Below are 18,682 nucleotides of genomic sequence, written 5' to 3' on the forward strand. Positions count from 1 at the left end.
TTTCGCGTTGGTTCCTTCGACCATGAGCCTAACGTGTCCGGGCAGACCGCCGCCGCACCGGGGAAAGCTCAGACCTCAGCCATCCACCGCGCGCCTGGCAACGAAAAGAATTACGTAATGACGGTTCAACTACTTTAGCTTGGGGCAATAGCGTGAAACGGTAGCTAAGAGGCGAAGGCCGCATAACGACAGATCAGGGACGTGCGAAGAATGATTCGATTCGAGTCGGTGTCCAAGCAGTATCCGGATGGAACGGTGGCCGTGAGCGACCTCAGCTTCGAGGCGCCTACGGGCAAGATCACCGTGCTTGTCGGACCGTCGGGCTGCGGCAAGACGACGACGATGCGGATGATCAATCGGATGATCACGCCGAGTAGCGGGCGGATACTGCTCGATGACCAGGACACGGCGGACCTCGATGCCGCCACCCTGCGGCGAGGGATCGGCTACGTCATCCAGCATGCGGGCTTGTTTCCGCACCGCACGGTTCTTGGAAACGTGGCCTCGGTGCCTCGTTTGCTTGGCTGGCCGAAGAAGAAGAGTGAGGCACGCGGCCGCGAGTTGCTTGAGCGGGTCGGACTTCCGCCCGAGCTGGCTGGCAGGTATCCGGCCCAGCTTTCCGGCGGTCAGCAGCAGCGGGTGGGCGTCGCCCGTGCCCTTGCGGCAGACCCACCGGTGATGTTGATGGACGAACCGTTCTCCGCGGTTGATCCGGTGGTTCGAGAGCAACTGCAGGATGAGTTCCTCCGCCTGCAGGACGAACTCGGCAAGACGATTGTGATCGTGACGCACGATATCGACGAGGCGATCAAACTCGGAGACCAGATCGCTGTCTTTGAGGCAGGCGGGCACCTCGCCCAGATGGCGACACCGGCCGAACTGCTCAGTCGCCCAGTCAACGACTTCGTGGCGGACTTCGTCGGCAAGGACAGGGGCTATCGCGCCCTCGGGTTCCAGGCCGCCGGCGAATTGCCGCTGCATCAGGAACCCACCTTCGCGGTGGGACAGCCGCTTGCCGAGGTCCGCTCGGCGGCACTGGACAACTGGGTGCTCGTCACCGACGCCGGAAAGCCGCTGGGTTGGGTAGATCTCGCCACGGCCGAGTCATCGGCCACGAAGGGCGGCGACGACCGGATAGCCGCTGAGTCGCTGAACCTTGGCGGAACCCTCGTCTCTACCGACGGTTCGATTCGCTCGACGCTCGATGCCGCGCTGTCGTCGCCATCCGGCCGCGGCGTGGTGGTGCACGACGACGGCACGTTCGCGGGCACGGTAATCGCCAGCGAAGTCGTGGCCGGCCTCGGAAACGTGCCGGACGTGGTCGGCAGCCACACAAGTACTGTCAACGCCGGAGCCGAAAGCCCCGGAGGCGCCGAGAGTGCGGCCGCCGTCGGAACGGCTGAACCGCTATGAGCGGGCTGGACATTCCGCTGCGCTGGCTTGGCCAGAATGCCGCTGAGAACCTTGGGTTGTTCGGCCAGCACGCCTGGCTTGCCGCGGTTCCGCTGCTCGTGGGGCTGTTGCTGTCGATACCGGTGGGCGCTCTGGCCAGCAAGTACCGGGCCGCCTACACACCCACTATCACCGTCACCGGGCTGCTCTTCACCTTGCCCTCGCTGGCTGTGTTCGTGATCCTCCCGGGTGTGCTCGGAACCCAGATTCTGGACCCGATCAATGTCGTGGTGGCTCTGTCGATCTATACATTCGCCCTGCTGGTCCGGGTGGTGGCGGACGGCCTAGGCTCGGTGCCCGAGGAGGTTCGGCAGTCCGCGGACTCGATGGGCTATAAGCCGCTGCAGCGATTCTTCTCCGTGGATCTGCCGATCGCGGTTCCGGTGATCATTGCCGGCCTGCGGGTAGCCGCGGTCTCCAATGTCAGCATCGTCTCGGTGGCGGCCCTGCTCGGCGTGCCGCAGCTCGGACAGCTGCTGACCGAAGGCTTTCAGCTCGCGTTCTATACCCCGATCATCGTCGGGATCGTCGGTTGCCTGGTGCTGGCCGCGATCTTCGACGGCCTGATTCTGCTGGCGGGCCGGCTGCTGACCCCGTGGCAGTCCAGCCAGCCAAGGCTCGCCGGGAGGATCGCATGATCGACTGGCTTGGCGACCCGGCCAACTGGCAGGGATCTGGCGGTGTTCCGATACGGCTGCTGGAGCACCTGGCATATTTCGGCGTGACGCTGCTGATCGCCATCGCGATCGCCATCCCGCTCGGGCTCTACGTGGGTCATACCGGTAAGGGTGGTGTCGCCATCGCAGGCGTGGCCAACAGCCTGCGCGCGCTGCCTACGCTCGGCCTGCTGATCCTCGCGTATCTGCTGCTGGCCTCGGTCTTTCCCGGCAATCTCGCCTTCAGCGTGCCCAGCATCCTGGTGTTGGTGGTGCTCGCCGTTCCGCCCATTCTCACCAATACGTATGCCGGTGTACGAGCCGTGGATGCCGAGGTGAAACAGGCGGGCTACGGGATGGGAATGTCCGGGGCACAGGTGCTTTGGCAGGTCGAGGTTCCGAATGCGATGCCGCTGATCATGGCGGGCGTCAGGAGTTCCGCGCTGCAGATTATCGCGACCGCGACTGTAGCGGCATATGTCTCCCTCGGCGGATTGGGCCGGTATCTGATCGATGGGATAGCGCAGCGGGACTACCCGCAGGTTCTGTCCGGCGCGGTGCTGGTCGCCGTTCTGGCCATCCTCGTTGAAGTCGTACTGTCAGTCCTGCAGTTTATGATCGTTTCTCCGGGGTTGTCGGCGCGCGGGAGGCGAAACCGAAAATCCGAAGGTCCGGTAGCAGTTAGGTCCGATACGCCATCGACGGCGGCAAGCACGAGTGGCAACCACGAGTAAGGAACACCATGCGAAAACTGAACGGTCTGGCTGTTATCGCCATCGGCGCACTGACCCTTTCGGCCTGTGGCGGCGGGGACCCGATGAGCGGAGAAACCGGTGATGCCGGCAGTGGGGGCAGCGGTGAGACGATTGTTGTCGGCTCAGCGGCTTTCCCGGAGAACGCCCTGCTGGCGGAAATCTACGCCGGAGCACTGAAGTCGGCTGGAGTCGATGTCTCGACCAAGCTCAACATCGGCTCTCGCGAGACGTACATCCCCGGCCTTGAAGACGGTTCCATCGACCTGATTCCGGAATACACCGGGAACCTGCTGCAGTACCTGGACAAGGAAGCCACCACAACCGATCCCGCCGAAGTTGAGAAAGCGCTTGAATCGGCGATGCCGGAAGGGCTCACCGTCCTCGAGGCCAGCGAGGCGTCTGACCAGGATTCGGTGACTGTAACCAAGGAAACCGCCGATAAGTACTCTCTGGCCACGATCAGCGACCTGAAGCCGGTGGCAAAGGACTTGGTGCTGGGTGGCCCGCCGGAGTGGACCAAACGACCCACCGGCGTGCCGGGCCTGGAAAAGACCTATGGGCTGAAGTTCAAGGAGTTCAAGCCGCTTGACGTCGCCGGCCCGGTGACGGTGAAGTCACTGATGAACGGCCAGGTGCAGGCCGCCAACCTGTTCACCACCGACCCTGCGGTGGCCAAGAACGGTTTCGTTGTGCTCGAAGACGACAAGAACCTGTTCCTGCCCGGCAATGTCGTGCCGTTCATCAATGAGGAGAAGGCCAGCGATTCGGTGACCGAAGCGCTGAACAAGGTCTCCGCAGCGATGACAACAGACGACCTGCTGAAGCTCGTCCAGCGGGTCTCAGAGAAGGAAGAGCCGGCCGACGTTGCTGCCGACTGGCTCAAGCAGGAGGGTCTCTCCTAGTAGGCGGCCGGCCGTCTCTCCGCCGCCATCCGGTGGCGGAGAGACTGCTGCGATTGGGTAGTGGCCGGCGGGTCACGGGCCCCGCTGCCGGGCGAAGGGGTGATCGGCCCACGGACCAGCTACCGCGGAGACTCGGCCCAGCCCTGCAATTGCCGATGCCCCATGTCGGGATCACCGACAAGTGCGGCAGCCAGTTCGGATAGCGACCGGATGCTCTCCTCGCGCGAAACCTGACCGGTCAGCACGTTCAGCGCCAGGCCGTCCTCGGCCGCCAGGATTAGCCGCGCAGTACGTTCGAGGTCGAGAGTCAGGGAGAAAGACCCCTCATCGATCCCTGTGCGGAGCGCCAGCCGATACAGTTCCTGCTGAGCTTCGACGAAGCTGAAATGCGAGGCTGCGATCTCGGGATGACGACAGGCCAGCGGTTCAAGCTCGATCAGCAGCAGGGTGGCCCGGCCGGATGACGAGTCGATGGTCGGAACTCCTGACTCGATGCACGCAAAGAGTTGGGCCCGTCCACCGGTCTCGGTCTCCATCCGCTCTCGACGGCGAGCGACGTACTCGTCCGCGGCCACGGCGTATGTTCGGCCATACAGTTCGGCGAGCTCAGGGTAGTAGTAGAGCACGGAGGCTGATGTCACGCCGGCCGCGTCCGCAATGTCGCGCAACCGGGTCGCGGCGTATCCGCGTTCGACGAGTGTGCGCGCCGCGGCATCGACAATCTCTCTGCGGCGGCGATCCTGGTCGCGGGGACGTGCCATGCATCCATGCTCGCACAGCGAATTGGCGCGCCGCGTCGAGCATCCGCTAGTGCTGCTGCCCGGCTCCGTGTACAGCCGACGGCAGCTCAGCTTGAACCCAGCCCCGGTTCCCACTTGACAGCTCGGTATTCATTAATGAAACTTTAATGAATTAACCGAAGGGAACCCCGTGGACCATACCCTCCCGATTGCTCTCGTACAGCATGCCGCTCTACCTGCCGGCGACTTCGAGACATTCGCCGCGTCGCTGCGAAAGCTTGTGCAGCGGCATCCTGAGACCGAGCTCTGGGTGTTCCCGGAGCTCCACCTCACCACGCCCGATGAGGGTCAGCTACCAGAATCCGCCGCGGAATGTTTGGGCGGAGCGCGCGACCAGGCGTTGGGTTCTCTCGCCGCCGAACTGGGCATCTGGCTTGTTCCGGGAAGCGTCTATGAAGACGATGGCGAGGGCCAGGTTTTCAACACGGCCCTGGTATATTCGCCTGCCGGTGAACGCGTCGCGGCGTATCGGAAGATCTTCCCGTGGCGCCCCGCTGAAACCACGACCCCGGGATCGGAATTCGTGGTCTTCGACATTCCAGGTGCCGGGAGAGTCGGGCTGTCAATCTGCTACGACTCATGGTTTCCCGAGCTGACCCGCCATCTCGCCTGGATGGGCGCGGAGCTCGTGCTCTGCCTGGTGCAGACGGCGACCAGCGATCGTGAACAGGAATTGGTCCTGACTCGTGCCAATGCGATCGTCAACCAGTGCTGGGTTGCCTCCGTCAATGGAGCCGCTCCGACCGCGAGTGGGCGGTCGCTTTTAGTCGATCCGGAAGGCCGGGTGCGGGTGGCCTCGGCGGCCGCGGACGCCGAGGTACTGACGGATGTTGTGGATTTCAATGCCGTCCGGACAACTCGCCGGTATGGAACCGCATCTGTGACTCGGCCGTGGTCACAGATGCGACCCGATGACCAGCCCATCCGCCTGCCGCTCTACGACGGCGCTATCGATCCCGCCCGGTGGAAACCAGCGGAACCTGAACCTCCCGGCAAACCCAGCTCCACGCGCGACTTGCGCCCCTGAGAGGAAACCGACAATGACGTCGAACAAACCCGTAACACTCGCCACCCGGCTCGGGCTCGCCGGAGTGGTCTTCTTCGGCCTTGCCTATATGGCGCCCGGAATCGTGCAGTCCACCTTCGGCGTCGTCTCGGAGGCGAGCCATGGCGTGGCGCCGACCGCCTACCTTGTCGCCACTGGGGCGATGCTGCTTACCGGACTCTCCTACGCGGCGCTCGCGCGGCGTCTCCCCAGCGCGGGATCAGCGTACTCCTATGCCGGCACCCTGCTCGGTCGTGGTGCCGGGTTCCTGGTTGGCTGGGTCATTCTGCTCGACTACCTGTTTCTCCCGATGGTCGCCTGGCTGATTCAGTCGGTGTACCTCAATGCTCAATTCCCGGGTGTGCCGATCTGGGGATGGCTGCTTCTGAACATTGGCCTCACGACTGGCATCAACGTGCTCGGCATCGTGCTGGCGGACCGGGTCAACAAAGCACTGACGGTACTAGCTCTCGGTGGGATCGTGGTGTCAGCCCTCGTGATCGTCGGTTACCTCGTCGGGCGGCCAGCACCCGAGCTCGCACCGGCCATCTGGAATCCCGGCACCTCAATCGTTGCCGTCACCTCGGCAGCGGCGATAGCCGCGTATTCATTCCTTGGCTTCGACGCGATCAGCACCCTCAGCGAGGAGACGAAGAACCCGAGGAAGACGATCCCGCGCGGCATCCTGCTAACCCTGCTGATCGGTGGCGTGATCTTCGTTGTCGTCTCGGGACTCATGCAGCTCGCGCACCCCGGAGGCACGTTCGAGATCGCCGACACCGCCGGTTACACCATCTCGATCACCACGGGTGGCCAGATGTTTGCCGACGTGCTCAACCTGGTCGGCATTGTCGGTGGCTTCGCCTCAGGACTGGCGATCCAGGCAACATCGAGCCGGCTTCTGTACGTCATGGGCCGTGACGGTGTGCTGCCCGGCAGGCTATTCGGGCGGCTCAGTCACCGATTCCGGGTCCCGTGGATCAACGTCGTTCTGATCGGCGCGATCGGTTTGCTGGCGACTACCCTCGACATTGCGCAGGCCACCTCGCTGATCAACTTCGGAGCCTTCCTCGCATTCACAGCTGTCAATATCTCGTACGTCACCCTGCTCTGGAAAACCAGGAAGCCCGTCTCGCTGCCGCTGCGTGTGCTCGCGTCGATCCCCGCCGTTCTCGGCGCCATCGTCGATATCGTCCTGCTGACGCAACTGCATGCGAGCGCGCAGGCCATCGGCGCCGTGTGGCTTGCCCTCGGCATCGGCTACCTGGCCTTGGTGACCCGCGGATTCAGGCGTCCTGTGCCCAAAGCAACTGAGGGCGGCAGATCGTCATCCGCAGACGGTTCAGAGCCGGAGCACGCGCCGCTCGGTGTGCTCAAGCAGGAGGATGACGGGATTCCGGACCGGGTTTAGCGGCCGGCCTGCGGAGAGCGCAGCCCGCGGCACAGCTCCTGCCCGCAGCCAGCAGCAGCCAGTAACTCAACCAGCAACTCGGCAGCCGTCAGCCTCGCCTGCGCCGGCGAAGCAGCAGCGGAATCAGGATTGCGGCACCGATCGCCAGCACCAGTACGCCGAGCGCTGGTCCCCAGACCCATGGGGATGTCAGGGCTGTAGTGACCGCGGCCAGCGGGTCCACCTTCCTGCCGTCATCGCCGGGCGTCGCCTCCGTCTTCTCATACGTCGCACCCGTTTCGATCTCGCCGGGAGTGTCGATGTTGAGCGTGTAGGGCACCTCGACGCCCTTGTTCGGGTCGCCGTCCTCGTCCTCGATCTGGACGACGAAGTAGTAGTTGCCGTCCAGGTAGTACTGCTGGATGTCCTCGTCCGGCGATTCGGTGTTCCGGTAGCGCACCGGAACGATGGTGCTGGCCGAGACAACGGAGTAGTCGCCGCTGTTGAGGCTGGCTACGTAACTGCTGTCCTCGGAGAGTCTCAATTTCTGTCGCAGCGGGTTGGCGATATCGACCTTCGCCGTCGGGCTGCCCTTCGTCTCGCCTCCGGGAGTGGCGGACACAGACAACCGCTGACCGTAAGTGACCGGAACTGAGTAGAACCTGCGCTCGCCGACGGCTATCCGGTCCGTGAACGTTCCGGGCGTCAGCACCGGGGCGGTATTGAAGCTGTCGCCACCCTTGACGTCCCTCGGCGCGGCACCAGAACGAGCGGCCGGCGCGACGAACTTTTCGGGTGAGCTGGCCGCAGGCTTTCCGTCGGCCTTGGCCGGAATCGGCTCAGTGCCGACGATGAGTTCGATCGGTACCTGGACATCCTTCAAATCGCCGAGTCGGGCAACCAGGATGGTGAACTCGCCAGATTCCCGGTTGCAGTACTTTTCGTCTGCCGGATCGACGGCAGAATAATTGATCGTCGTTGGCAGCGCTTCGGCCCCGGTGCCGACCTGAAGGTCGTTGTTATTGCGCGTCGTGCAACTGGCCCCTTCGGAGTCCATCAGTTCGATTTTGGCTCCGAAGTAATCGTTGCTGCCGGACTTCGCCGTCGGTAGCAGCGAGGTGGCCGCAACGTTGATCCGCTCGGAACCGTCGAGTCGAATCTTGTAGTGCAGTTCCGAACCTTGCCGGTCTCCCTCCGGTGCCTCGCGGAGCACATCGGTGTACTGACCCGGTTCGATCAGCGGCGCTTCTGCCGGATCTTCAGTTCCCTCGACGGGGGTTCCGGTCGGCTTGTAGCCTTCGATGCCGCGCTTCGTCTGGGTCTGCAGCTTTTCGGTCAGCGTCCTGGTGTCGCCGGCGTCGGCATAGCTGCCGCCGGTCGCCTCGGCGATACAGTTCAGCTGTTTGCGCGCGCCGCCTTTCACTTTGAAGCCCACCACGTGAACGTTCAGGTCGAAGCCCTTCTCTTTCAGGTCCTTCGCGACATCGCAGGCGTCCGGCGGCGCGCAGGTGTCAATCCCGTCGGAAACCAACACGATGGACCGGGCGCCGCTGGTGGGCAGTTCCGCGGCGGCCGCCTTGAGTGCCGCCCCGACTGGCGTGTAGCCCGACGCCTTGATGCCCTCGACCGTCTTCTTGAGCCTTGCCTTGTCGACAGGTCCCACCTTGGCAAGTGTCTTCACGTCCTTGCAGCCCGCAGCCTTAGCGGAGTCGGCGCTCGACGTCGACGTGCCGTAGGCGCTCAGTCCGAGCCGCGCATCCGCCGGCACGGAATCGATCAATGACTTCGTCGCGTCCTTAGCCGCGTCCATCCGGGTACCGCTCGAATCGGCAGCCTTCATCGACCCCGAAGCGTCAAGGACAACCATGGTGGGCACCGAGGTCGTGGCCGCGCTCGAAGGAGTGGCCAGGCCAATGGCGGAGAAGACCGCTCCGGCGAGCAGCGTCAGCAATAGGGCGGTGGCTTGCCGACGGCGTGCTGTTGGTCTGACGGATCGACGGAATGCTGGGGTGGGCACGGGTACCTCTTTCGGCGGGGCGGAGATTGCGCGGGCGGAAACCAACCTGCCGCTCGCAGTTGCCATCGTAGAGTCCAGGGTGGTGCGCCGGGGTGATCGTGTCAGGACTGGAACAACCCAGAAACGTGCGGGCGGAGCCATGACAGATTCGCCACGTTGCTTACATCGGCGACGTGCTTGTGCCGCCGAAGGTTCATGCCCCTGATAGGCTTGGAACTACGACAGGGGAGCACCACAAGGGTGCTGAGAGTGCGGGCCAATTAAAGCCGCAGACCCTCGAACCTGCACCGGTTAGGACCGGCGAAGGGAGTCGAGTTCTCGAACCCCTCCTGAACACAGGAGGCTTTGATGTCTGATTCTGTAGCAGTTGCAAAACCACGCCACTCCTGGCGAGTTGTCGACATTGTCGTGGCCGCCGTTCTCGGCGTCGCCGTCGGCGTGGTGTTCTGGGGCTGGTCGGCCCTCTACCCGGTTATCGGAGTGGCAACCGCAGCCTTCCCGCCGATCGCCGGCCTGTACGCAGGCGGCTGGCTGATCGCCGGCGTGCTCGGTGGACTGATAATCCGCAAGCCGGGCGCCGCCTTGTTCTGCGAGCTGATCGCGGCGGCGGTGGAGGGCGTTCTTGGCACGCACTTCGGCATGACGGTGCTGATTTCCGGCTTTGTTCAGGGCGTGGGCGCCGAGCTGGGATTCGCGCTGTTCCGGTACCGGAAGTTCAACCTGCTGGTGGCCGTGGTCGCCGGTCTGGTCACCGGACTGTTCCTCGGGGTGTCAGAGAACATCCTGTACAACAACCAGTGGGCGTTCGTCTGGCAGTTGAGCTACGTAGTCGCCGCGATGGTTTCCGGAGTGGTCATCGCCGGGCTGCTGTCCTGGTTCGCTGCCCGGGCGCTGGCGAAGACCGGTGCGCTCTCGGCCTTCGCATCGGGGCGCAGCGCGAAGGAAATCTGACCATGCCTGCGCAAGTTCGCCCGGCTGCCATCGAGGCCCGTGACTGGGGCTGGCGGCATGCCGGCCGTAAGGCATTTGCCGTGCGCAACCTGGATCTTTCGGTCGCGCCCGGTGAACGCGTGCTGCTGCTTGGTTCGTCCGGTGCGGGAAAGTCAACCCTTCTGCACGCCCTTGCCGGCGTGCTGCCGGATGACACCGGTTATGCCGAGGGCTCCCTGCTGGTGGACGGCAAGCCGCCGCAGCACAACCGGGGAGGCAGCGGCCTGGTGCTGCAGGACCCGGAAAGCCAGGTAATCCTGGCACGAGTCGGGGACGATATCGCCTTCGGCCTGGAGAACCTGTGCGTCCCGCCGGACCAGATCTGGCCCCGGGTGGATGCCGCTCGCCACGCCGTCGGTCTCGACGTGCGGCGTGACCACCCGACGGCCCTGCTTTCGGGTGGGCAGAAGCAGCGCCTTGCGCTGGCTGGCGTTATTGCGATGAGGCCCGGGCTTATCGTCCTCGACGAACCGACCGCCAACCTCGACCCGGCTGGCGTCACCGAGGTCCGGGATGCCGTCATCCGGGTCGCGGATGCAACCGGCGCGACTCTGATCGTTGTCGAGCACCGGGTCGCGGTGTGGGCCGCGGCAGTAGACCGGGTTGCGGTTCTCGGCGCAGGCGGCGGCCTGATTGCTGACGGCAGCCCGGACGTGCTGCACGAACCGGCGCTCCGGCAGGAACTCAGTGGCGCAGGCGTCTGGCTGCCCGGTGTGGCGCCGGGTATCCCGCAGGCCCGGGCGCGGCAGCGCTCCCGTCCCACTTCGGCTACCGGACGTGCTGCCGAGGCCGTTCTGCTTGAGGCCAGCGGGCTGTCGGTCTCCCGCAGCAAGCGCGGAATGCCGGCCGCCAGTGGGATTGACGTGACCATCAGTCAGGCACGGGCGCTCGGCATCGTCGGGGTGAACGGATCCGGGAAGTCGACTCTGGCGTTGACGCTTGCCGGGCTGATTCCGGCCCGGTCCGGATCACTGCGTGCCAGTGCCGCCCTTGCTCGCGGTGTCGCGGAGAACCCGATCCGATGGACGTCGAAACAGCTCGTCACCCGTTGTGGCACTGTGTTTCAGGAACCTGAGCACCAGTTCCTTACCTCCCGGGTTTTCGACGAGTTGGCCTATGGCCCACGACGGATCGAACTGCCCGAGGTCGAGGTGCGCGCGCGGGTCGACGGCCTGCTCGACCGGCTGCGGCTGAGCCGACTGGCCGAAGCCAATCCGTTCACGCTGTCCGGTGGCGAGAAGCGGCGCCTCTCCGTAGCGACCATGCTTGCGACCAGGCCACAGGTTCTCATTCTCGATGAGCCGACCTTCGGACAGGATGCCAATACCTGGGCTCAGCTCGTCGAGCTGATGGCCGAACAGCTGAATGCCGGAACGTCGGTCGTTGCGGTAACGCACGACGAACCATTTCTCGATGCGCTGGCCGATGAGCGGCTGCGGCTGGGCGCCGCGTTCAGCGAATCAGCGGCGGCGCACCGATGAGCGCCGGCCTGCTCGCTCCGCAGTTGCGCCGGACTCCGATCTCCGCGGCGAATCCGGTGTCGAAACTGATCGCTGCCTTCATAATCACGATTGCGATCGTGCTCAGTGTGGACATCGTGTCCGCTGGCGTTGCGCTGATCCTGGAACTCGCCCTGCTGCCGATCAGCGGTCTGGCGCTTGGCCCGCTGGCTCGGCGACTCTGGCCAATCCCGATCGCCGCCGTGGTTGCGGGTTATGGCACGGCACTGCTGGCGGAGGATTCCGGTGCGATGCTGTTTCAGCTGGGGCCGATCTCCTTCTCCGAAGGTTCACTGCTCGCCGGTGTCGCGATCACTCTGCGCGCGCTGGCGATCGCATTGCCCGGGATAATCCTGATGGCCACAACCGATCCGACGGACCTGGCGGATGGACTTGCGCAGCGGCTGAAGCTTCCCGCTCGTTTCGTGCTGGGGGCGCTAGCCGGATTCCGGCTGATGGGTCTCCTGGTTGAGGAGTGGCAGTCACTCGGGCTCGCCCGGAGGGCTCGGGGCATCGAATCCGGCCGGAACATTTTCGCCCGGCTGAAGGGCTTCCTCGGCCAGGCCTTTGGGCTGCTGGTGCAGGCAATTCGCCGGGCCACCCGGCTGTCCGTAGCGATGGAGGGCCGCGGTTTCGGCGGCGATCGGCGAACCTGGGCGCGGGAATCCCGGTTCACCTCACGTGATTTCTGGCTGATTCTCGGCGCGATCCTGCTGGCCGGGATCAGCATTGCGGCCGCCGTGTTGCTCGGCAGCTGGAACTTCATCGGGAGTTAAGGCCAGGATGCGCGGCGACTGGCTGCCACCGCGCATCCTGATGGTCACCAGCTAGCGCTTGCGCCGGCTGATCGCGATGATTCCGATCGCGATGACGACGGCTACTATCGCCGCGACCGTTATCGCCAGGCTGGCTGAGCCAGTCTCGTTATCGGCATCGGCGGACGGCGTCCCCTCGTTCTGCGCGTCAGCAGACTCAGCGTCTGCCGACTGAGAGGTGCCGGCAGAACTGCTCGGCTCGGCAGCTCCGTCGAGCGGTAGGTAGCTGGCGGCCTGTTCCGCAACGAACCCGAAGGAACCAGAGATTGGATGGCCGTCCGCAGAAGTCACCCGCCAGGTGACGGAGTAATCGCCCGCGGGGAGCTCACCGCCCAGTCGCACCGAGACTTCACCGTCGACTAGCTCCGGCTTCGATACCGGGAGCCGTCCAGCTGGTCCCTCGACATCAATCGTCGTTCCCATCGATACGGCCGCCTGGTCGAAGGACAGCTTGATCCGGTCCGGAACCGTGGTAACCGTGGACCGATCCTCCGGGTTTGTCGACTCCAGTACATTGTGTGCACTTGCCGCCCCGCCAATCAGGCTGAAACTCAGCGCGAGCAGGGCGACCAGTACGACTGCGGCATACCGGACGTTTGCAGGCCGGCCACGCCGGGCATGCCCGGCTGTGACGCGCATCAGGCTGCCTTGCCACGACGCCCGAGCAGCGCGATTGCGACGGCGATGATTCCAACCGCCAGGCCGAGGCTGCCCAGCCAGCGGGCCATGACATCGTCAGGTTCGGTTGCGGTATCTGCAGAGCCGGCCGCCTTATCCGCCGGGTCGTGATGCCCTTCGGACTCGGCCGCAGTGACCTGGAAAGCAGGAGCCGGGAGTTCGGGTTCCGAGCCATCCTTCTTTGTCCGCTCGGACCAGCTGACCACCTCACCATCGGAGTAGGTCTGTTCGGCCGGCAGAGTAAGCGTCAAGCCCTCCTTGGGCAGCGGCCCGGCGGAGATCGGGAATGTCTGATACTGCCCGGGAGCTATCTGAGTCCCCTTGTCCGCGGTCCAGGTCACCGAAAGCGGTGCCTTGGTGATCGTGGCGCCATCCACCTCGATCGGCTTGGGCAGCTCGCCTTCGGTCACCTTGGCGGTCCAGCCTGGCACCGGCTTGGTCGAGACACTGGTCAGTGGGGTCGCGGTCGGCAGCGTGACCTTGACCCGCACGGTGCCTGCGGTGTCCGATTCATTGGGTACCCGGAACGCGAGTTCCGAGTAGCTGTCGGCGGCGGTGGAATCGGGTATCACCCGGACGTGGGCGGAGGCAGCAGCGGCCGGTAGAACTACGAGGGCAGCCACGGCAGCGGCAGTGGAAATGCGTCGAATTGTATTCATGGGTTTCCTGACATAAGAGAAATCTGGCATGCCGAACTCGGCCGTTCACGACGGCTCGGTTCGGTGAATCGGTTTAGGCAGCCAGCCCAGGCGGCGGACCGCGATGCGGAGATGTCAGGAGGTGCACCACGTCGATAACGCGGAATTCAGGTTCCGGGAAGCGGGCGGCGGGGGTGATCGGCGTCGGCTGGGTAGCGCCGTCCAGCGCCGGAAGATCGGTGATCAGCCACAACCACAGCCGCCAGAGCGTGCGCTCGCCGGATCCCAGCGCGAGGGCGGCGAGAAGCGTCGCGGCCCCGTGCATCAAGAACATCGAAAGGGAAAGGTCCGCCGTGTGACCGGACGAGGTGGCGTCACCGCAGCTGGAAATCAGCTCGACGGCGCTTGCCGGCGCACCACCGGCTGTACTGAGACCGGCCAGGGCGTGGCCTGCGGCGTGATGACCTGCATCGTGACCAGCGCCCTGACCAGCGGCGCCAAGCGGGCCGGCGCAGTGCACCGGTGCCATCATCAACCCGTGGTGCAGCGCGAACTGGCCAGCTGCGAGCAGTCCGGCCAGCGGGATGAAACCGAGGCGCCACCGGGTGACCAGGATCGTCGCCCACAAGGTCAGCACGCCGAGCGAAATTGCCAGCCATGCCGGGGGCAACTGGCCGCCGGCCACCGCGTGGGCAGAAGTTGCCAACACGATGATGACCAGCGCCAGGGCCGCGGCGCGGAGGAAGCGCAGCAGACTCGTTCGAGGTGGTTTCATCAGTGGTAGCGGATTCGTCTCGTTAGCGCAGCAGCTGCGACGTTGGTTCGAGCTGTGTCGTTGGCGCAAGCGGTGTGATTGAAACAGTCACTGAAGCAACAGGGCCTTGATCTCGGCCTGCAGCTTCGGGTCGGCCGGGAGCGCCCTTCCATCGAGCGAATTGATCGCGGCCAGCAGCCGCACCGACGAGCACAGCCAGGCGCCATCCGCAGTCACAATATCCTGGACCGACAGATCCTTGTAGCCGCAGGTCCAGCCGGCGTCGGACGCGGCGCGGAACAGTTCTCGCTGCATCGTGCCGAACAGAATCCCACTGCTCGGTTCCGGGGTGAGGAGTTCACGCCCGCGGGCAATGACGACGGTCGATGTCGGGCCCTCCAGCACCACGCCGTCGGAGGTGGTGAAGACAACGTCGTGCTTGTCGTGCTGGCGCGCATAGCGCAGCGCGGCCATGTTCACCGCGTAGGAGAGTGTCTTGGCGCCGAGCAGTAGCCAGGGGGCCCGTTCGGCTGTGCCGCTGGCGAAACCTCGGTCGAGGGCGAGCACATCAATGCCGTTGCTGCGTTCGGCCAGCACGGCCGCAGACGGGGTCGAGGCGAGTGCCCAACCGGTCGGCGAGTTCGCGCCGTCCGGGCCGCGGCTGAGGGTGAACCGGACGGCGATCTCGTCTGCGTCGCCATGGTTGTCGATGACCGCCCCGATGGCTGAACGCCACAGCTGCGGGTCCGGTGCCGGAAGGTCGAGCATCCTGGCCGAATTCGCGAACCGGCTCAGGTGTGCTTCGAGCGCACGGGAGACGCCATTGCGATGCAAAAGCGTTTCGAAGATGCCGTCGCCACGGACCGCGGCCAGGTCATCGACTCGAAGGTGCGGGGCACCGGGGTCGGCTGCTTCGAAACTGCCTGTGACGGGATCGACCAGGACGAGTGCTGGACTGGGCATGGTTCAAGGGTATCCGTGGCCCCGAAATACTGCACGGCCGCGGTGCTAGCATGGCACCGATAGCGTCTAGGGTTCCGCGTTCTAAGAAACGGGCTGGTCCGAGCGACGCCACTGTTGTTGCGAAGATCGCAGGCAGTCATCTGACGGGAAAAAAGCCTGGAGGATCCTTCGCTACCCCTGCCCCGGGGGTATGCAGATTAGGGTCTGGTGTCTACTCTCGCTCTTCTTCTTGTCCTCGGCGGTGCCTTTGCCCACGCCACCTGGAATCTCGCCGCCAAGGGAGGCGCGTCAAGCGGGCCGCCTTTTGTCTGGGTTTGCAGCCTCGTGTCGGTCATCGTCCTGGCGCCATTCGCCGTTTTTACGCTTGCCACTACCGACGTCCTCTGGGGCCCGATGCTGCTGGGCGGTGGCATAAGCGGAATTCTGCACGCCGGCTACTTTCTGCTGCTGCAGCGTGGCTATCTCGCCGGTGACATCTCCCTTGTCTACCCGATGGCCCGGGGGAGTGGCCCACTGCTGTCCGTGATCTTCGCGGTGGTGTTGTTCGGTGAGCGCCCGAGCCTGCTGGCATTGCTCGGCGCCGCGGCGGTTATCGCGGGTGTCGCCGTGATAGGGCTCGCGGGCGCTCGGCTACAGCGAATCAACAAGCCGGCAATCGGCTTCGGACTCGCCACCGGGGTGATAATCGCCGGCTATACCCTATGGGACGCGTTCGCTGTCACCGAGCTTGCCGCTTCGCCCATCGTGCTGAGCTGGCTGTCATCCGTCGTCGAGGTGATGGTGATTTCGCCGCTGCTCGCCGGGAAGTGGGACGAGGTACGTGCGGTCTGGGCCGGGAGTCGGCGACAGGCCATGATCGTTGGAATCGGTTCGCCGGTCGCCTACATCCTCGTGCTGTTCGCCATGCAGATCGCACCTGTATCGCTGGTAGCGCCTGGCCGCGAGTTCAGCGTCGTGCTGGTGAGCCTCGCCGGTTGGCTCTGGCTGAAGGAGCCGCATCCGCAAAAGCGGCTGGCCGGAGCCGTTGTGGTGCTGTGCGGCGTGATTCTGATCGCCTTCGGCTAGGCCGTGACGCTGGCGCGATCGCCTTCGGCTAGGCCGTGACGCTGTCGCGATCGCCTTCGGCTAGGCCGCGACGCTGCGCAGGGCGCTGATCGAATCCTGCGCCCTGCGTCGTCGGCGTTCCAGGTCGACGATGGCGTGCGTGGCAATCACCACGGCAGCCCAGGCCAGCGCGATGCAGATTCCAGCCAGCACATCCGTGGCCCAGTGATGGCCCAGAAATAACCGGCTCAGGCACATGCCCAGGGCAAATACAGTGCCGACGACGATGGTCAGGGTGCGGGCCAGCCGCGTCCGCTGCCAGCGGACCAGCAGATACACCGCGACTGCGGTGAGTGCTACCGCGTTCAGCGAGTGCCCGCTCGGAAATGAATAACCGTGTTCCAGCGGTGGGACGGCGAATTCGAAGTCCGGCCGCGACCGGGCGAAGGCGGTCTTGCCGAGGATTGTGATGGAGATCGTCCCGGCTGCGGTACATGCCACGGTGATCAGTGGGATCCAACTGCGCTGCAGAACGCTGATCAGGACTGCGGTGCAGCCGGCCAGAATCGTCATCCCGATCGAACCGCCGAGATTGGTGAATCCAGTAATGACGGCGTCCCGGCCCGGCGTGCGCTCGGCCAGTCCCCAATAAAGCACCGTGTGGTCGATCGGAAGCACCACGTCCGCCACGGCCACCATCCGGTACACGGCGAGCGCACCGACCGTGAACAGGATGGCAGTCGACAGACCGAAAATCAGCGGTACCCGTCGGCGATGCGCCCGGCGGTTCACCGCTTGGCTGGCTGAGCCGCTCGCGGTTTCCGATGGCAGGCCGCTCCCGGTGTCGGGCAGCAGGTCGCTACCGGTGTCGGGGGCCGGGGCGCTCGCGATGCCGGAGGTCGGGCCGTCCGGCGAACTGACGAGATCAGTTCCCGACGCTACTGGATCTGGCCCTCGGTCGTTCCTTTGTTCCATCCGGTCTGGATCCCTCTTCCGGCGGCAGACTAAACGTCCACGATATCGCCTGGCCCCGGCTGCCGCCGATTGGCAGCTAGATGCTGCCCGTTCCGAACGCCAGCCCGAGCAGGTAGGTTGCGGCGGCGGCTCCGTAACCGATGGCTAACTGGCGTAGTGCCCGCTTCAGCGGAGCAGCGCCGGAGAGCAGGCCGACAACCGCACCGGTGACCAGCAAAGCGATCCCGACGAGTGCCGCCGCAATGATGACGGCGGTGAAGCCCTGCGCGCCGAACAGGTAGGGGAGCACCGGTATCACGGCACCGGAGGCAAAGAAGCAGAAGCTTGAGACGGCAGCCTTCATGCCGGTGCCGATCGCTTCATGATCGTCCGCGGAGATGCCTTGCCGTGTGTCGGGCCGCGTTCCGGCCAGGCTGTTGTCGCGCAGCACCTCCGCCGCGTGCACTGCGGCGTCTTGTTCGGACATTCCACGGGCCCGGTAGATCAGGGTCAGTTCATTCGCGTCGACATCGAGATGTGGTAGCGCGGTGCGGGTCTCCGGGTTCGGCGTGGATGCCTCAAGTAGTTCGCGCTGCGAGCGCACCGAGACGAATTCGCCGGCGCCCATCGACAATGCGCCGGCGAGCAGACCGGCCAGCCCGGTGATCAGCACCGTCTGGTTGGAGACACCGCTTGCGCTGATACCGAGTACCAGTGCGAGGTTGCTGACCAATCCATCGTTCGCACCGAAGACTGCGGCGCGGAACGTTCCGGATAACCGGTTGCGTCCTCGGGTTGCCAGAGCGCGCACCACCTCTTCGTGGATGCGTTCGTCGGCAGCCATCGCCTCGGTGGCATCGGCGTCGTGATCGTACGGGGAACGCGCCTCGGCACGCTGTGCGAGTGCGAGCACGAAGACCGACCCGAAGCGGCGAGCCAGGAAGCCGAGTAACCGGGTCCGGATGTCCCCTTTTCGGGGCTTGCCGATCTGGTCGCCGAGCAGTTCGCGCCAGTGCGCCTCATGCCGGCCTTCGGCTTCCGCCAGGGCGAGCAGGATGTTTCGCTCCTCGCCGGTGCGCCGTCCAGCCAGGTCTCGGTAGACAGCGGCTTCGGCGCGTTCATCGGCGAGGTATTGCCGCCAGCGACGGATGTCGGCCGGGCGCGCCTGTTGCCGGGACGGTTGTGGGCTGGGAGGTTTCACTACCCAAATGTATCTATACTTAAGTAAGTATGCAACTGTTTAACTGCCCGCCCGGTGGTCGGTGTCGGTGTCGGTGCCGGTGTCGGTGCCGGTAGCCGGTAGCTGGTGGCCATGGACATGACGAAGGCC

Annotated in this window: 18 protein-coding genes and 1 riboswitch; of the genes, 10 read left to right on the forward strand and 8 right to left on the reverse strand. The window is 64.9% G+C overall.

Going from position 1 to position 18,682, the window contains the following annotated elements; genetic code table 11:
* The first annotated feature begins 210 nt into the window (after positions 1-210).
* The 4 genes from LWF01_RS18525 to LWF01_RS18540 are packed head-to-tail and all read left to right on the forward strand — an operon-like array spanning position 211 to position 3,765.
* Positions 211-1,413 (forward strand): ABC transporter ATP-binding protein, encoded by a 1,203-nt coding sequence (locus LWF01_RS18525; protein ID WP_349638848.1) that lies wholly within the window; start codon positions 211-213, stop codon positions 1,411-1,413.
* On the forward strand, positions 1,410-2,090 hold the full coding sequence (locus LWF01_RS18530; protein WP_349638849.1) for an ABC transporter permease: 681 nt from the start codon (positions 1,410-1,412) through the stop codon (positions 2,088-2,090). Before LWF01_RS18525 ends, LWF01_RS18530 begins: the two co-directional genes overlap by 4 nt.
* Positions 2,048-2,842 carry an ABC transporter permease gene (locus tag LWF01_RS18535; RefSeq protein WP_349638850.1) on the forward strand — a complete coding sequence of 265 codons (795 nt, stop codon included), beginning with the start codon at positions 2,048-2,050 and terminating at the stop codon, positions 2,840-2,842. Before LWF01_RS18530 ends, LWF01_RS18535 begins: the two co-directional genes overlap by 43 nt.
* 8 nt (positions 2,843-2,850) lie before the next feature.
* Positions 2,851-3,765: an ABC transporter substrate-binding protein gene (locus LWF01_RS18540; RefSeq protein ID WP_349638851.1), complete on the forward strand. Its 915-nt coding sequence runs from the start codon at positions 2,851-2,853 to the stop codon at positions 3,763-3,765.
* A gap of 119 nt (positions 3,766-3,884) precedes the next feature.
* On the opposite strand, the gene LWF01_RS18545 is transcribed toward LWF01_RS18540, so the two are convergent.
* On the reverse strand, positions 3,885-4,526 hold the full coding sequence (locus tag LWF01_RS18545) for a TetR/AcrR family transcriptional regulator (RefSeq protein WP_349638852.1): 642 nt from the start codon (positions 4,524-4,526) through the stop codon (positions 3,885-3,887).
* Between the two features lie 169 nt (positions 4,527-4,695).
* Between LWF01_RS18545 and LWF01_RS18550 the strand changes: the two genes are divergently transcribed.
* A complete protein-coding gene (locus LWF01_RS18550) occupies positions 4,696-5,592 on the forward strand; it encodes a carbon-nitrogen hydrolase family protein (RefSeq protein ID WP_349638853.1) in 897 nt (298 codons plus the stop codon).
* Positions 5,593-5,605: 13 nt separating this feature from the next.
* A complete protein-coding gene (locus LWF01_RS18555; protein ID WP_349638854.1) occupies positions 5,606-7,021 on the forward strand; it encodes an APC family permease in 1,416 nt (471 codons plus the stop codon).
* Between the two features lie 88 nt (positions 7,022-7,109).
* Here the strand turns inward: LWF01_RS18555 and LWF01_RS18560 are convergent, their stop codons facing one another.
* Positions 7,110-9,017: a vWA domain-containing protein gene (locus tag LWF01_RS18560; RefSeq protein ID WP_349638855.1), complete on the reverse strand. Its 1,908-nt coding sequence runs from the start codon at positions 9,015-9,017 to the stop codon at positions 7,110-7,112.
* Between the two features lie 213 nt (positions 9,018-9,230).
* Positions 9,231-9,343, forward strand: a riboswitch (TPP riboswitch).
* A gap of 22 nt (positions 9,344-9,365) precedes the next feature.
* On the opposite strand from LWF01_RS18560, the gene LWF01_RS18565 reads away from it, so the two are divergent.
* Genes LWF01_RS18565 through LWF01_RS18575 form a run of 3 tightly spaced genes read left to right on the forward strand, consistent with a single transcriptional unit; the run spans position 9,366 to position 12,282 of the window.
* The gene (locus tag LWF01_RS18565) at positions 9,366-9,968 is read left to right on the forward strand and encodes an ECF transporter S component (protein ID WP_349638856.1); all 603 of its coding nucleotides are present in this window, start codon (positions 9,366-9,368) and stop codon (positions 9,966-9,968) included.
* 2 nt (positions 9,969-9,970) lie between these two features.
* Entirely contained in the window at positions 9,971-11,488 is a 1,518-nt protein-coding gene (locus LWF01_RS18570) for an ABC transporter ATP-binding protein (protein ID WP_349638857.1), read from the forward strand.
* Positions 11,485-12,282: an energy-coupling factor transporter transmembrane component T family protein gene (locus tag LWF01_RS18575; protein ID WP_349638858.1), complete on the forward strand. Its 798-nt coding sequence runs from the start codon at positions 11,485-11,487 to the stop codon at positions 12,280-12,282. Before LWF01_RS18570 ends, LWF01_RS18575 begins: the two co-directional genes overlap by 4 nt.
* Positions 12,283-12,333: 51 nt before the next feature.
* Here the strand turns inward: LWF01_RS18575 and LWF01_RS18580 are convergent, their stop codons facing one another.
* From LWF01_RS18580 to LWF01_RS18595, 4 genes are all read right to left on the reverse strand, one after another.
* Positions 12,334-12,960, reverse strand: coding sequence for a copper resistance CopC family protein (locus tag LWF01_RS18580; protein ID WP_349638859.1), 627 nt, complete (start codon positions 12,958-12,960; stop codon positions 12,334-12,336).
* Entirely contained in the window at positions 12,960-13,658 is a 699-nt protein-coding gene (locus LWF01_RS18585; protein ID WP_349638860.1) for a YcnI family copper-binding membrane protein, read from the reverse strand. The genes LWF01_RS18580 and LWF01_RS18585 overlap by 1 nt, the downstream gene beginning before the upstream one ends.
* A gap of 73 nt (positions 13,659-13,731) precedes the next feature.
* Entirely contained in the window at positions 13,732-14,412 is a 681-nt protein-coding gene (locus LWF01_RS18590) for a hypothetical protein (RefSeq protein ID WP_349638861.1), read from the reverse strand.
* Between the two features lie 87 nt (positions 14,413-14,499).
* Positions 14,500-15,354 carry an aminodeoxychorismate lyase gene (locus LWF01_RS18595; protein ID WP_349638862.1) on the reverse strand — a complete coding sequence of 285 codons (855 nt, stop codon included), beginning with the start codon at positions 15,352-15,354 and terminating at the stop codon, positions 14,500-14,502.
* A gap of 207 nt (positions 15,355-15,561) precedes the next feature.
* Here LWF01_RS18595 and LWF01_RS18600 point away from each other — a divergent pair, with 207 nt between their 5' ends.
* Positions 15,562-16,419: a DMT family transporter gene (locus LWF01_RS18600; protein WP_349638863.1), complete on the forward strand. Its 858-nt coding sequence runs from the start codon at positions 15,562-15,564 to the stop codon at positions 16,417-16,419.
* Between the two features lie 60 nt (positions 16,420-16,479).
* On the opposite strand, the gene LWF01_RS18605 is transcribed toward LWF01_RS18600, so the two are convergent.
* Positions 16,480-17,373, reverse strand: coding sequence for a phosphatase PAP2 family protein (locus LWF01_RS18605; protein ID WP_349638864.1), 894 nt, complete (start codon positions 17,371-17,373; stop codon positions 16,480-16,482).
* A 76-nt stretch (positions 17,374-17,449) separates the two neighbouring features.
* Entirely contained in the window at positions 17,450-18,553 is a 1,104-nt protein-coding gene (locus LWF01_RS18610) for a VIT1/CCC1 transporter family protein (RefSeq protein WP_349638865.1), read from the reverse strand.
* Positions 18,554-18,682: the final 129 nt, after the last annotated feature.

The sequence above is a fragment of the Saxibacter everestensis genome (genome assembly GCF_025787225.1).
In the GTDB taxonomy this organism is placed as follows: Bacteria; Actinomycetota; Actinomycetes; order Actinomycetales; family Brevibacteriaceae; genus Saxibacter; species Saxibacter everestensis.